Source organism: Nocardioides potassii, assembly GCF_021648885.1.
Lineage (GTDB): Bacteria > Actinomycetota > Actinomycetes > Propionibacteriales > Nocardioidaceae > Nocardioides > Nocardioides potassii.
Genome location: NZ_JAKJHZ010000012.1, coordinates 86,359 through 100,101, shown reverse-complemented (window position 1 = coordinate 100,101; position 13,743 = coordinate 86,359). Strand labels below are relative to the sequence as shown.

The window sequence follows — 13,743 nt, the reverse complement described above, 5'->3', positions numbered from 1 at the left end:
CTGGACAAACAGAAAGGCCGCGGATCCCGGTGTCGGGTTCCGCGGCCTGGAGGCTGCCGATGTAGGTAAGTCACCTATGTCGACGGACTCCAGGCAGGAGAACCCGGGAAATCGCCCTTGATGCGCACGATGGCGGCGTCGCCCTGGACGACCTGGGCAGCCATCGCGACAGCACCGAAGGCGCGCGTGTGCGCGCAGGGGCGGCCGAGGGTGGACATGCCGAAGGACGGCGTCCAAGCCGTCATCGTCTTCGTGTAGTTCTCCATGGGGGCCACCTCCTTCGGGGCATCGGGCGCGGATCCTTGTCAGGGATCCCAGTGCGCATGGGTTGGTGAGAGGAACGCTAGACCCTGCGCTGCGTCAGGGGCAAACGATTTTGTGGGTATTACCTGGATTTCTTTTCGGGATCATCCCTTGGTCGCACCCGCGACGAGCGCGAGCACCTCGTCGCCGTACTTCGTGAGCTTGCTGGGACCCACTCCGCTGATCGCGCGGAGTCCCTTCTCGTCGGCCGGGGAGTGCTCGGCGATCAGCTGCAGCGTCGCGTCGGTGAAGATCACGAAGGCCGGCACGCTGTCCTGCGTCGCCCGCGCGAGCCGCCACTCGCGCAGCCGCTCGAAGAGCGCCTCGTCGTAGGAGGCCGGGCAGTCGCCGCACCGCCCGGTCTTCTTCTCCTGCGCGGTGGAGAGCGGGCGCCCGCACTCACGGCAGTGCATCGCCGCACGGTTGCGCTTCGCGCGCTCGCGTCGTTGCGCCGCGACGCCGGGCACGCCGTCGAGCAGCGGTGCGAGGAACGGCGACGCCCCGCGGTTGCCACGACCGCCCGGCTCACGGGCGACCGCCCAGGACACCGTGAGCTCGTCGCGGGCGCGGGTCATCGCGACGTAGAGCAGGCGCCGCTCCTCCTCGACCTCGGCCGGGGCCTGTGCCTGCGCGATCGGCATCATCTTCTCGTGCATGCCGGCCACGAAGACGGCGTCCCACTCGAGGCCCTTGGCCGAGTGGATGGTGGCCAGGGTGACCGCGTCCGCCACCGGCGCGTGCTGCTCGCCGGCGCGGCGGTCGAGGTCGTCGACGAAGTCGCCGAGGGTGGCGTCGGGCTGCTCGCGCGTGAAGTCGACGGAGAGGTCGACGAGGGCCTGCAACGACTCCCAGCGGTTGCGGACCTCTCCCCGGCCCTCGGGAGGCTGGAGGGTGTGCCCCATCTGGGACAGGACGGCGAGGACGGCGTCAGTGACCGGTCCGGCGCCTTCACCGCTGCGGGCGGAGCCACGGACGAGGGTGATCGCCTGCCGCACCTCGGGCCGGTCGAAGAAGCGCGCTGCCCCGCGTACGACGTAGGGCAGGCCGCGCGCGGCGAGGGCCTCCTCGAAGCGCTCGGACTGGGCGTTGATCCGCAGCAGCACCGCCATCCGGCTCGCCGGGGTGCCCTGCGCGCGGAGCATGGCGATCCGGTCGGCGACCGCGTCCGCCTCGGCCACCTCGTCGGGGGCCTCGCGGAAGGTGATCCGCGCACCGGACGGACGCTGGGCGACGAGCGCGACCCCCTGGCTCGCGGTCCCGGCGAGGAGGGTGTTGGCAGCGGCCACCACCTCGGGGGTCGAGCGGTAGTTGCGGACCAGCTCGACGCTGGTCGCGGAGGGGAACCGCTGCGTGAACTCGCGCAGGTAGCGCGCGTCGGCGCCCGCGAAGGAGTAGATGGTCTGGGCCGGGTCGCCGACGACGCACAGCTCGTCGCGGCCGCCGAGCCACAGGTCGAGGAGGGCGTGCTGGAGCGGCGAGACGTCCTGGAACTCGTCGACGACGAACCACTTGTACTGCCGGCGCACCTGGGCGGCGACGGCCTCGTTGTCCGCGAGCAGGCCGGCGCCGAACAGGAGGACGTCCTCCATGTCCATGCGCCCCTGGTCGCGCTTGACCTCCTCGTAGGACCCGAACGCCCGTGCCACCACCTCGGGGTCGAGCCCGGCGACCGAGCGACCCCGTGACCGGGCGAGGGCGGCGTAGGACTCCGGGGACACGTTGCTGACCTTGGCCCACTCGACCTCGCTCGCGAGGTCACGGAGGGTGGCCTGGTCGGTCGCGAGCCGCTGGCGGCGCGCGGCGAGCGCGAGCATCCCGAGCTTGGACTGCGTGAGCTCGGGGAGCTCACGCTGGTGGACCCGCGGCCAGAAGTAGCGGAGCTGGCGCAGCGCGGCGGAGTGGAAGGTCCGGGCCTGGACGCCCGGTGCGCCGAGCGCGCGAAGGCGCTCGCGCATCTCGCCGGCCGCACGCGTGGTGAACGACAGTGCGAGGACCTCGGTGGGCGCGTAGACACCGGTGGCGACACCGTGGGCGATGCGGTGCGTCACGGCTCGCGTCTTGCCCGTCCCCGCCCCAGCCAGCACCCGGACGGGGCCGCGCAGCGTCTCGGCGACCTGTCGCTGCTCGGGGTCGAGCGCTTCGAGCAAGGTCGGCTCCTGGCGGGCGTGTGGCGGACCCTCCGACGGCTGTCGGTCGGGCAGGACGAACCCTATGCGCCCGTTCCGACAGCCGCCGACGGCCGTCAACAGGGACCGCCCAGCTCAGGTCAGAAGGACTGCGACCCGAACCGCATGATCGCGACGAACAGGGCGAGGCCGCCGAGGACCACGTTGACCCCGATCATCGGGTACTCCTTGCGGCGGGCGTGGGTGACCGCGGCCAGGGCCATCAGGACGGCCAGTCCGGTCGCGGCGAGCGGAGTGAGGACGGGGGCGATGTCGAGTGCCGCGGGAAGGACGAGCCCGATCGCTCCGAGGATCTCCAGCACGCCGATCAGCTTGATCGTGCGCTCGGAGAAGTCCTCGACCCAGTCCATGTTCTCCGCGAGCTTCTCCTTGGGCGCTGTCGCCTTCATGAAGCCGGCCGCCGCGAAGGCGACGGCGAGGACGATGGCGATGATCCACAGGACGATGTTCATGGGGTGCTCCGATTCCAACTTGAGAGGTCAACAACTACCATCGTACGAAGAACTTGATCCGTCAAGTTATTCCGCTAGGCTCGACGAGATGACCGCCGACGAGCCGCAGTGGCTGACCGAGGACGAGCGCGCGGCGTGGCTGGCGGCGTCGGCGGTGCTCATCAGGCTCCCCGCCGCTCTCGACGCCCAGCTGCAGGCCGATCACGGGCTCACCTTCTTCGAGTACATGGTCCTGGCGGTGCTGTCCGAGCGGGAGGACCGGACGCTGCAGATGAGCGACATCGCCGCCGCGACCTCCTCGTCGCTCTCTCGCCTGTCCCACGTGGTCAAGCGCCTCGAGGCGCAGGGCCTGGTGCGCCGCGAGCGCGTGCCGGGTGCGGGACGTCGTACGAACGCGGTGCTCACCGACGCGGGCTTCGCGAAGGTCGTCGCGGCCGCGCCGGGGCACGTCGCGCGGGTCAGGGACCTGCTCGTGGACGCCGTACCGGCGGAGGACCTCGCGGCGTTGCGCCGCATCGGGGAGACCGTCCTGGGACGGATCGACCCGGAGGACCGCTGCCCGTAGGCGGCGCGAGCGGGAATGACGGCGACGGGTGCGTCGTTGCGACTGTCATGTCCGAGTTCACGATGTTCACCACGCCGTGGTGTGGCTACTGCCACCGCCTCAAGAGCCAGCTCGACCGGGAAGGCATCGAGTTCTCGATCGTCGACATCGAGCAGGAGCCCGAGGCGGCGCTGACCGTCGAGAAGGCCAACGGCGGCAACCAGACCGTGCCGACGCTGCTGTTCTCGGACGGCAGCACGCTGACGAACCCGTCGGTGGCCGCGGTCAAGGAGAAGCTGGCAGCCCTGGCCTGAGGCCGGGCGACTTCCAGCGTTAACCTGACGTCGTGTCACTGCTGAACTCGATCGACCGCCCCCACGTCCTGACCGCGATCGAGACCTGGGACCAGGCCGGCGGGTCCAACTACATGCTGGTCCGCGGTGGGGTCTCGACCCACGTGCTGCTGCACGGCGGTCGCGAGTACGACGCCGCGGCGATCGTCGGCATCGCGCACGGCCTGGCGACGGGCAACACGCTGACCCCGGCGGAGATCCCGGGCGGGGGCGCTGGCGCCACCAAGGCGCTGGTCCGGCTGGGCTTCGACGTCCGCGACGACTCCCCTCCCCCGCCGCAGCGGGTCCCGGGCACCCGGTCGACCACGCCCCGCGCACCGCGAGCGACCACCGCGCGGTCGACGACGACGTCCCGCCCGCGCGTCGCCGCGAGCGACCGCGTCGACAAGCTGTGCCCGACCTGCTTCCTCGCCCTCCCGGCGACGGGCATCTGCGACAACTGCGACTGACCAGCGCCGTCCGGCGTCAGTCCCACCCCGGCCCGTCGAGCGGGCGGCCGAACCACGTCTCGATGAGGGACGACGAGATCGAGATGCCGCGCGGCACGACCATCTCGCCCGAGCGCGCCGCTGCCTCGAAATCGGCGCGCGTCCACCACCGCGCCTCCTCGATCTCCGCGCCGTCGACGTCGATCTCGGTGGTGAGTGCGCGTCCGGTGAAGCCGAGCATGAGGCTCGCGGGGAGCGGCCACGGCTGGCTGCCGAAGTAGCTCACCTCGCCGACCCGCACCCCGACCTCCTCGTCCACCTCGCGTCGTACGGCGTCCTCAAGGGTCTCCCCCGGCTCGCAGAAGCCGGCGAGCGTGGACCAGCGGTTCGCCGGCCAGGCACGGTTGCGGCCGAGCAGGATCGCCTCGTCGTCGCCGTCGCCGTAGGTGATCGCCATGATCACCGCGGGGTCCGTGCGGGGGAACTGGGCACGATCGCACTGCGTGCAGCGCAGCTCGTGGCCGGCCGCGCGGCTCACCAACGTGCCGCCGCAGCGCGGGCAGAACCTCGTCGCGTGGTGCCACTCGGCGAGCCCGATCGCATGCATCACGAGCGGCGCCTGGTCCGCCGTACCCTCTGCGAGCAGCGTGAGGACGTCGCGCAGCGGCACCCAGTCGCCGGCCTCGCCCGGTGCGTCCTCCGGCGCGACGATCACGGCCACGTGCACCGCGTCGTCGCGCTCGCCGAGCAGCACGAGGATGCCGTCGGGGGCCTCGGCCGGGGCGACCCACGCGATCGCGCCGTCGACCGGCCGCAGCCGGTTGCCGGCGACGACGAGCACCTTGGTCGCGGGATCGGCCATCCGCGCGTCGAGCCACTCGGAGTCCGTGCGGCGGAGGCCGATCCGGTTGTGCGCGTGGGCGGACAGTGCGGCGTGCGGGAGGAGGCGCTCGGAGCTCACGCTTTCCCACGCTAGTCGGTAGCGTGCGCGGCGTGAGCACGCACATCGGCGCCCAGCCCGGCGACATCGCCCCCACCGTCCTGCTGCCCGGCGACCCGCTGCGGGCGAAGTGGATCGCGGAGACGTTTCTCGACGACGCGCGCTGCTACAGCGAGGTGCGCGGGATGTACGGCTTCACGGGCACGTGGAACGGCCGGCCGGTCTCCGTCCAGGGCTCCGGCATGGGCCAGCCGTCGATGGCGATCTACGTCAACGAGCTGTTCACCGACTACGACGTCCAGTCGATCGTGCGGGTCGGCTCCTGCGGTGCCGTGACCGAGGACGTCGCCGTCCGCGACGTCATCATCGCCTCCGGCGCCTGCACCGACTCCTCGATGAACCGCATCGCCTTCCACGGGCTCGACTACGCCCCGGTCGCCGACTTCGGGCTGTTGCGCGGCGCGGTCGAGGCGGCCGAGGCCCGCGAGGGCGGCTCGCCGTTCCACGTCGGGCTGATCTTCTCGAGCGACTCGTTCTACCCCGCCCGCCCCGAGCTGATGGGCGAGATGGTGAAGTACGGCGTCCTCGGCGTCGAGATGGAGGCCAGCGGGCTCTACACGCTCGCCGCGAAGCACGGCCGGAAGGCCCTCGCGATCTGCACCGTCTCCGACCACATCGTCACCGGCGAGGAGACGACCTCGCAGGAGCGGGAGCAGACCTTCGGCGAGATGGTCGAGATCGCGCTCACCGCAGCGCTGCGCTGACGTACCGCCGCCTTTCGCTCGCTGAGCGGTGGGTGAGGAGGATTCCGGAGCCCGCGATCCCTCCTCACGCGCCGCTCGGGTGGACGTCGGGAGAGCCGGCCTCAGAGGGCGAAGAGGTCCTCGAGGGCGGCGCGGTCGGGGAGGTCGTCGACCATCACCGTGCGGCCCGTGCGGACGTAGTGGAAGGCCGCGCGGACGTCCTCGAGCGGCGTGCCGGTGAGCTCGGACCACGCGAGGCGGTAGAGGGCGAGCTGGAGCGGGTCGGAGGTCTCGTGGCGGCCGGTCTTCCAGTCGACGACGAGGAAGCCACCGCCGGCGTCGGCGGGCTCGGCGTAGACGGCGTCGATGCGACCGCGGACGACCTGACCCGCGAGGACCAGGGCGAAGGGGGCCTCGACGGCGTGGGGCGCGCGGTCGCCGAACGGGCCGTCCTCGAACCGCTTGACCACCTCGCCGAGGTCGGCCTCGTCGTCGATGCCGGCATCGGCGCGGCCGGGCAGCTCGTCGGGCTCGATCAGGGCCTGCTGGCCGAACCGGTGCTCGACCCAGGCGTGGAAGGCCGTGCCGAAGCGAGCCGCCGGCGCGGGCGGGCGCGGCATCGGGCGGGCGAGGTCGCGGGCGAAGGCCTCAGGGTCGTCCCGCAGGCGCACGACGGAGGTGGCCGACAGGCTTCCGGGCAGCTCGAGGTCGACCACGGCCGCCCGCTCCGCACGCGCCTCGGCGAGCAGCTGGGCCAGGTCGTCGTCCCACTCCGCGACCAGCGCCGTCTCGACCATGTCGAGGCCGTGGTCGGGTGCGGTCGGGTCGACGCTGCGGACGAGCTCGGCGGCAGCCAGCCGGCGCGCGGCCTCCTCCCCCGGACCGGGCACCGGCCACGGGCGGGAGGGATCGACGTCGTCGTTGGGGTTGGGCGACTTGGGCGGCGGCTTCTCCAGCCAGTGCTCGACCGGATCGCCCCAGTCCTCGAGCTGCTCACGCACCACCCGCTGGTAGTCGGAGGGGCCGAACGGCGTCGCACGCTGGCCCCAGACGTAGGACGTCACGGCGAGGTGGTGGGCGGCGCGGGTGAAGGCGACGTAGCCCAGGCGCAGCTCCTCCTCGGCGTCGTGCGCCTTGGTGGCGGCACGGTAGGCGTCGAGGGCAGCCTTGTCGTGCCCGGCGAGCTGCGGCTGGTCGGCGCGGTCGCCGCGCAGCGGTGCGGGCAGGACCGCGGGCGACGAGGTCCACAGGGTGCGCGAGCGGTTGCTCGGGAAGCGGGTCTCCCCCACCCCGACGCAGAACACCGACGACCACTCGAGACCCTTGGCGCGGTGGACGGTCAGCAGCTTGACCGAGTCGGCGGCGGTCGGGGTCGCGACGTCGAGGCCGTTGCCCTGGTCGTCCTCGGCGGTGAGGTAGGCCAGCAGGGCCGGGAGCGTGACGTCGCCGTCGACCGACTGGAACTCCGCGACCGCCTTGACGAAGAGGTCGAGGTTGTCGCGGCGCGCGGCCGCGGCCGGTGAGGTCGCCGAGGCCAGCTCGACGTCGACGCCGGTGGTGTCGATGATGCGGCGGACCACGTCGAGCAGCGGGTCGCCGACGTGGGCGCGCAACCGCCGCAGCTCGGTGGCGAGGAGGCCGAACCGGTCGAGCGCCTCGGCGGAGTACGACGCCTCGCCGGGCGACTCGACGGCGTCGCTGAGGGCGGGCAGCTCCGAGGCGTCGATGCCGTCGGCGATCTGCAGCAGCTGGTCGGCGACCGACGCGGCCTCCGTACGACCGCGTACGCCCGCGATCTCGGCGGCACGGAGCGCGAGCAGCCGCAGGTCGCGCGGACCGATCGCCCATCGCGGCCCGGTGAGGAGGGTGAGCATCGAGGGGTTGGCCGTGACGTCGTGCATCAGGGTGAGGGTGGCGACCACCTCCGCGACCTCCGGCAACCGGATCAGGCCGGAGAGACCGACGATCTCGACGGGGATGCCTGCGGAGGTGAGCGTGTCGTAGACCTCCTCGCCCTGCGCATTGTCCCGGGTCAGCACGCCGATGTCGGACCATGCCGTCCCCGCCTCGTGCACCCCCCGGACCGCCGAGGCCAGCCACGCGAGCTCGTCGGAGGCGCGCTCGAACACCCGGGTCTCGACCCTGCCTTCTCCCGCGATCTCGGACGCCCGGAGCCGGGCGACCTTGTCGCCGTAGGCCTCGAGCAGCGGCTCGGCCAGCCGGTTGGCGACCGCGAGGATGCGTCGGTCGGAGCGGCGGTTGACGGTCAGCGGCAACCGACCGGCCTCGCCGTCGGCGGCCGGGAAGGTGTCGGCGAAGTTGAGGATGTTGGACACCGAGGCCCCGCGCCAGCCGTAGATCGCCTGGTTGGGGTCACCGACCGCCATGACCGGGTGCCCGCCGCCGAAGAGCCGGGCGAGCATCGTGGCCTGGGCGACCGAGGTGTCCTGGTACTCGTCCAGCATCACGACCTTGAACCGCCCACGCTCGATCTCGCCGACCTCCGGCTGGTCGTCGACGAGCCGGGCCGCGAGGGCGATCTGGTCGCCGAAGTCCATCAGCCCGAGGTCGGACTTCAGCGTGCGGTAGCCACGGACGAGCTGGAGCAGCTCGGCCCGCCGGTCGATCGCGTTGATGGCCTTGGCGGGAGGCCCGAGGTAGGTCGACCGGGCCTTGCCGGCCTGCTCCTCGGCCAGCGCGCGCTCGAAGCCGCGACGCGCCTCGTCGTCGGTGCGGCGCACGTCGTCCTCGTCGACGAGGTGCTCGCTCATCGCGCCGTCGAGGGCGAGGAGGTTCTGGATGGCCGTCGCCGGGTGGTCGGTCAGCAGCTCGATGTGGCCGGTGAACCGCTCGATCACGCGGGCGCCGAGCTGGTAGCGAGAGGCATCCGAGACGACGCGCGTGTCGGGCTCGTGGCCGATCCGCAGGCCGTGGTCGCTCAGCAGGGTCGCGGCGTAGGCGTGGTAGGTCGCCACGGTCGGCTCGAGGACGTCCTCCCCGTCGGCGACCACGGACCGGTCGAGCAGCCCCGCGGCCCCGAGCGCGGCAGTGACGCGGTGGCGGAGCTCGGCTGCGGCCTTGGTGGTGAACGTCAGTCCGAGGACCTCCTCGGGGCGCACCTTGCCGGTGGCCACGAGCCACACGACGCGCTGCGCCATCAGTGTCGTCTTGCCGCTGCCCGCGCCGGCGACCACGACCGTCGGTCGGAGGGGTGCGGTGATGGCCGCCCACTGCTCGTCGCTGGCGGCGTGCTCGGCGCCCATGAGCGCCCGGAGGTCCTCCGGGGTGTCGATCCGCACGGGCGTGAAGGTCTGCTCGGTCACTGGACGGTCACGCTCCCGGCGCCCTTGGCGGGGCAGATGGCGGTGAACGGGCAGTCGCGGCAGTGCTGCCCCGCCACGGCCGGGAACGTCTCGTCGCGGACCAGCTGGGCGGCACGGGCCAGTCCGGTGCGGAGGGCCGTGCGCTCGGCCCCGTCGGCCGAGTGCACCGGCTGCGCCTGGACCTTCGGGACGGTCGAGTCGTCGTCGATGCCGAGCTGCACCAGCTCCGCGCCGCCAGAGACCATCGACCGGCCGGCGGCCTCGTCGACGGCGCCCGCGTCGACGGCGTACTGGTAGAGGGCGAGCTGGAGGTTGCCGGCCACCTGAGGACCGGTCGGGGCCGTGCGGGCGCTCTTGAAGTCGACGACGACCACCCGGCCGGAGTCGTCGATCTCCAGCCGGTCCGCGAAGCCCGTCAGCATGACCGGACGGCCGTCGACGTCGACGACGCTCTGGAAGCGCTGCTCGGCGGCGAGGACCTCGCGCGGGTTGGAGGTGTGCCACAGCACGAACCGACCGACCGCCTTGCGGATCCGCGCGAGCTCGCGCTGGCGCGACCAGGGCGTGCGGAACGCGAGCCGGTCCCAGATGGCCTCGACCTCGGCCATGAGGGGCTCCACCTCGGCGGGCAGCTCACCGTGGGCCACACGCTCGGCGAGGGCGTGGAGGACCTGACCGAGGTTGGCGGACTGGTGGACGGCCGAGACACCGCCAGCCTCGCGCTCGAAGAACCACTGCGCCGGGCACAGGAGGATCGAGTCGAGCATGCTGGCCGAGATCGGCACCGGTCGCTCCGGGTCGCGGATCGGCTCGACCGACCGGGTGGCACTGCGGGTGCCCCACCACGTCGAGGGGTCCGCGGTCGGCACGAGCTGACGACCGTCGACCTCCTCGGCCGCGAGGGCGGCGAGCCGCCGCGCGGCGGCCTCGCGCAGCGCCGGGGTGACGCCCGGGTCCGCGGCGTTGCGGCGCAGCTCGGCGACGAGACCACCCAGCGACAGCGGCCGCGGCGGCCGGCCGTCGCGGTGCTCGATCTTCACCCCGAGCTCCTCGAGGAACCGCGACGGCTGCTCGCCGTCGTCGTCCGGCGACTTCACGGCGCTGACCACCAGCCGGCGACGTGCGCGCGTGCAGGCGACGTAGAACAGGCGGCGCTCCTCCATGAGCAGCGCACGGGAGGTCACGGGCGGGACGAGGTCGGGGTGGCCGGCGGCGTCGACCCCGATGCGGTCGGCGCCGAGCAGCGTCGTACGGCGGCGCAGGTCGGGCCAGCCCTCCTGCTGCACGTGGGCGACCACGACGAGGTCCCACTCGAGGCCCTTCGACCGGTGGGCGGTCAGCAGCCGCACGGCCGAGCCACGGACGCCACGCTCGGCGAGCGTGTCGGCGGGGAGCTGCTGGGCGACGACGCTCGCGAAGAAGGCCGCGACGCCGACGTGGTCGCGCTGGTCGACGGCCCGCGACGCGAGGTCGAAGAGGGCGACGATCGCGTCGAGGTCACGGTGCGCGCGGCGGGCACCGGCGCCGGCGAGGTCGACCTGCCGGCGCAGCCGCTCGGGCCACGACGTCGAGGACCAGAGGTGCCAGAGCAGGTCCTCGACGCCAGCGCGCTCGGCGAGCATCCGCGCGCCGTCGGCCAGGAGCGTCGCGAGGGCCGCCGCCCGATCGACGTCGGGCCCCTCCAGCCCGTCGAGGAAGCCGTGCTCGACCACGGCCAGCCGCAGCAGCTCGCGGGACGTGCGCCGGGCGTCGGGGTCGGCCACCTCCTTCTCGCGGGTGCGGAGCCGTCGCACGAGGGCCCGGAGGTCGGACGCGTCGAGCCCGCCGAGTGGCGAGAGCAGCAGCGACTCCGCCCGTCCCGGGTCGAGGTAGTCGGGTGAGTCGGGGTCGTCGTTGTCGAGGTTGACCACCGCGCGCAGCGCGTCGAGCAGCGGGACGACGGCGGGGTCGCGGACCAGCGGCAGGTCGTCGGAGGCGACCTCGACGGGCACGCCGGCCGCGGCCAGGGCGCGGCGCAGCGGCGGGATGCTGGTGCGACCGGAGCGGACGAGGACCGCCATCCGCTCCCACGCGATGCCGTCCTCGAGGTGCGCGCGGCGGAGCAGGTCGGCGAGGCGCTCGGCCTCGGCGCGCTCGGTGTCGTAGGTGACGACCTCGACGCGTCCGTCGCCCTGCGGCCCGGGGACGGCCTCGGGTGACAGGAAGGCCTCGCGGGCGTCGGCGTCGATGCTGCCGGTCAGCGTCAGCCGGCTCGCGACGCGACCGGCCGCCAGCAGGAGGCGAGGACCGAATCGTCGCGTGCGGCGCAGCACGACGACCGGGGCAGGCGCACCGGACGCCGTCGGGAACGACGCCGGGAAGTCGAGGATGCCGCGCACGTCGGCGCCGCGGAAGCCGTAGATCGACTGGTGCGGGTCGCCCACGACGGTCAGGTTGCGGCCGTCGCCCGCCAGCGCACGCAGGAGGGCGACCTGCCCGGGGTCGGTGTCCTGGTACTCGTCCACGAAGACGTGCGACCAGCGGGCGCGGAGCTCGTCACGGTGGGCCTCCGCCTCGATGACCGCGCGGCGGATGAGGTCGGAGTAGTCGGTGGCGCCGAGGTTGTCCAGGACCGTGAGGTACTGCTCGAGGAACAGGCCTGCGGCGATCAGCTCGGGCAGGTCGTGCTCGATCCCGAGCGCGCGGAGACCGGCCGGGTCGAGCCCCTTCTCGCGGGCACGGGCGAGGACGGCCTGCACCTCGCGGACGAAGCCGCGCGTGCCGACGGCACGACGTAGCGGCTCGGGCCAGACGACCGACTCCGGGTTGTCGCGCAGCAGCTCGCGCAGCACGACGTCGGCCTCGGGGGCGGACAGCAGCCGGATGGCGCCCTCGTAGAGCTCGGCGGGTGCGTACTTGCGGACCAGCGCGTAGGCGAAGGAGTGGAAGGTCGAGCACGAGCCGGCCGACGTGGTGCGGGCCACGCGCGCGGTGACCCGGTCGCGCAGCTGCTCGGCGGCCTTGCGGGAGAAGGTGAGCGCGAGCACCGAGTCGGGCGAGGCGCCGCGGTGCTCGATGCGGTCGACGATCGCCTCGACGAGCGTCGTCGTCTTGCCGGTGCCGGGACCGGCCAGCACGAGCAGCGGACCGCCCTCGTGGTCGACCACGCGCTGCTGGTGCTCGTCGAGCTCGGGCACCACGACCGCGCGGTCGGGGGCCACCAGCCGGTAGCGGGTCGTCGTACTCACGGGTGCTACCCCATCACGGACCACCGACACCGTGCGGGCGGCGCCACGACGTCATACGGACGGGACGAGCGGTTGCCCCGTCCGTATGACGTCCGAGCGGCTGGGGGCGACTCAGGACAGGTCGACGATGGCGGCGACCGGGCCGCCGCCCTCGGGACCCTGGTGGGCCGCGGACACCGACACGAAGACCGCCGGGTCGCCGGTGACGGCGGCGGTCACGCCGCCGACGCAGGACTTGATCTGGCGGTGCCAGTGCACGTCGGAGTCGTCGAGCATCGCGTTGCGGCGACCACGGACCATGCCGTCCTGGCTGGCCTCGCACTTGAGGAAGACGTTGACGAGGCGTCCGTCGAGGTCGCTGGTGCGCGGCCGCTCGGGCAGGTCGAGGCCGGCCGAGCCGATGGCCTCCCAGATGCCGTCGGCGTCGAGCGCGTCCTTCATCACCGAGTGACCGATGCGGTACTTGCCGCCGACGCCCTTCGCGTTGCCGACGACGACGATCTGCGCCTGGTCGAGCTCGACGCCCGAGGAGCAGGAGGCCACCGAGGAGAAGAGGTCGCGGTTGTGCATGACGTCCTCGTCGGTGGGCATCTCGATCTCGCCGAGGGCGACGGCGATGCCGAGACCGGTGGTGCCGTTGGAGAGGTCCATCGACTCGTGGGTGTGCTCGGTCCACACGGTCTTGCCGCGCGACTTGGCGTCGCGGATCGTGTGGATCGTCAGCAGCGGGGTCTTGGTCTGGACGTAGTGCACGTCCGCGGGGTCGGTGATCCCGGCGCGCTCCATGGCGACCTTCACGCCGGCGGCGACCTTCTCGATCATCGCGACGTAGCCGATCTCCTCGGGCAGGATCGCCTCGCTCATCGCGAAGCCGGCGGTGAGCCGCAGCTCGTCGCGCGACGGGTCGTCCTCGGGGACGTCGGTGGTCGCGAAGATCGTGGCGTGGGGGCTGATCACGCCGTCGGTGCCGCCCGACCAGACGATCGGGATGCCCTTGACCTGCTCGGGGTCGGCGCCCTTGGCGACGAGCGCCTCGCGGAAGGCGCGGTCGGCGATGATGCGCGTGTAGTCGTTGACGCCGCCGTTGCCCTCGGTCTTGCCGATGATGGCGAAGACGCGGTCGGCCGCGATGGTGCCCTCGTCGATGAGCCTGGTGAGCTCGGAGGCGTCGGCGACCGAGTGGATCGGGACCTTGCGGACTTCGATGGCGCTGGGCATGTCAGCTGTTTCCTTTCAGGGTGGGT

The 13,743-nt window shown here is 72.8% G+C and carries 11 protein-coding genes; 4 read left to right on the top strand and 7 right to left on the bottom strand.

From position 1 onward, the window contains the following. Positions 1-74: 74 nt before the first annotated feature. The 3 genes from L2K70_RS19860 to L2K70_RS19850 form a co-directional block, all read right to left on the bottom strand. The gene (locus L2K70_RS19860; protein ID WP_236405094.1) at positions 75-266 is read right to left on the bottom strand and encodes a hypothetical protein; all 192 of its coding nucleotides are present in this window, start codon (positions 264-266) and stop codon (positions 75-77) included. Between the two features lie 141 nt (positions 267-407). Continuing rightward, the gene (locus L2K70_RS19855; RefSeq protein WP_236405092.1) at positions 408-2,450 is read right to left on the bottom strand and encodes an ATP-dependent DNA helicase UvrD2; all 2,043 of its coding nucleotides are present in this window, start codon (positions 2,448-2,450) and stop codon (positions 408-410) included. A 119-nt stretch (positions 2,451-2,569) separates the two neighbouring features. Further along, on the bottom strand, positions 2,570-2,941 hold the full coding sequence (locus tag L2K70_RS19850; RefSeq protein ID WP_236405091.1) for a DoxX family protein: 372 nt from the start codon (positions 2,939-2,941) through the stop codon (positions 2,570-2,572). A gap of 88 nt (positions 2,942-3,029) precedes the next feature. Between L2K70_RS19850 and L2K70_RS19845 the strand changes: the two genes are divergently transcribed. Genes L2K70_RS19845 through L2K70_RS19835 form a run of 3 tightly spaced genes read left to right on the top strand, consistent with a single transcriptional unit; the run spans position 3,030 to position 4,287 of the window. Further along, the gene (locus tag L2K70_RS19845) at positions 3,030-3,506 is read left to right on the top strand and encodes a MarR family winged helix-turn-helix transcriptional regulator (protein WP_236405089.1); all 477 of its coding nucleotides are present in this window, start codon (positions 3,030-3,032) and stop codon (positions 3,504-3,506) included. Positions 3,507-3,553: 47 nt separating this feature from the next. Then, complete coding sequence (locus L2K70_RS19840; protein WP_236405087.1) at positions 3,554-3,799, top strand: mycoredoxin; 246 nt, start codon at positions 3,554-3,556, stop codon at positions 3,797-3,799. Positions 3,800-3,831: 32 nt separating this feature from the next. Next, a complete protein-coding gene (locus tag L2K70_RS19835; RefSeq protein ID WP_236405086.1) occupies positions 3,832-4,287 on the top strand; it encodes a ScoMcrA-related endonuclease in 456 nt (151 codons plus the stop codon). Between the two features lie 16 nt (positions 4,288-4,303). Here the strand turns inward: L2K70_RS19835 and nudC are convergent, their stop codons facing one another. Continuing rightward, positions 4,304-5,227, bottom strand: a complete 924-nt coding sequence (gene nudC, locus L2K70_RS19830) for an NAD(+) diphosphatase (RefSeq protein ID WP_236405085.1) — start codon at positions 5,225-5,227, stop codon at positions 4,304-4,306. Positions 5,228-5,259: 32 nt separating this feature from the next. On the opposite strand from nudC, the gene deoD reads away from it, so the two are divergent. Then, complete coding sequence (gene deoD / locus L2K70_RS19825) at positions 5,260-5,970, top strand: purine-nucleoside phosphorylase (RefSeq protein ID WP_236405083.1); 711 nt, start codon at positions 5,260-5,262, stop codon at positions 5,968-5,970. A gap of 101 nt (positions 5,971-6,071) precedes the next feature. On the opposite strand, the gene L2K70_RS19820 is transcribed toward deoD, so the two are convergent. The 3 genes from L2K70_RS19820 to bar form a co-directional block, all read right to left on the bottom strand. Further along, the gene (locus tag L2K70_RS19820) at positions 6,072-9,272 is read right to left on the bottom strand and encodes an ATP-dependent helicase (RefSeq protein ID WP_236405082.1); all 3,201 of its coding nucleotides are present in this window, start codon (positions 9,270-9,272) and stop codon (positions 6,072-6,074) included. Continuing rightward, the gene (locus L2K70_RS19815) at positions 9,269-12,499 is read right to left on the bottom strand and encodes an ATP-dependent helicase (protein WP_236405080.1); all 3,231 of its coding nucleotides are present in this window, start codon (positions 12,497-12,499) and stop codon (positions 9,269-9,271) included. The genes L2K70_RS19820 and L2K70_RS19815 overlap by 4 nt, the downstream gene beginning before the upstream one ends. Before the next feature lie 111 nt (positions 12,500-12,610). After that, positions 12,611-13,717 (bottom strand): barbiturase, encoded by a 1,107-nt coding sequence (gene bar / locus L2K70_RS19810; protein WP_236405078.1) that lies wholly within the window; start codon positions 13,715-13,717, stop codon positions 12,611-12,613. Between the last annotated feature and the right edge of the window lie 26 nt (positions 13,718-13,743).

What these genes read in the sequence shown, in the direction of transcription:
- L2K70_RS19860 (WP_236405094.1), bottom strand. Translation starts at nt 266, where the DNA reads ATGGAGAACTACACGAAGACGATGACGGCTTGGACGCCGTCCTTCGGC.
- L2K70_RS19850 (WP_236405091.1), bottom strand. Translation starts at nt 2,941, where the DNA reads ATGAACATCGTCCTGTGGATCATCGCCATCGTCCTCGCCGTCGCCTTC.
- L2K70_RS19845 (WP_236405089.1), top strand. Translation starts at nt 3,030, where the DNA reads ATGACCGCCGACGAGCCGCAGTGGCTGACCGAGGACGAGCGCGCGGCG.
- L2K70_RS19840 (WP_236405087.1), top strand. Translation starts at nt 3,554, where the DNA reads ATGTCCGAGTTCACGATGTTCACCACGCCGTGGTGTGGCTACTGCCAC.
- bar (WP_236405078.1), bottom strand. Translation starts at nt 13,717, where the DNA reads ATGCCCAGCGCCATCGAAGTCCGCAAGGTCCCGATCCACTCGGTCGCC.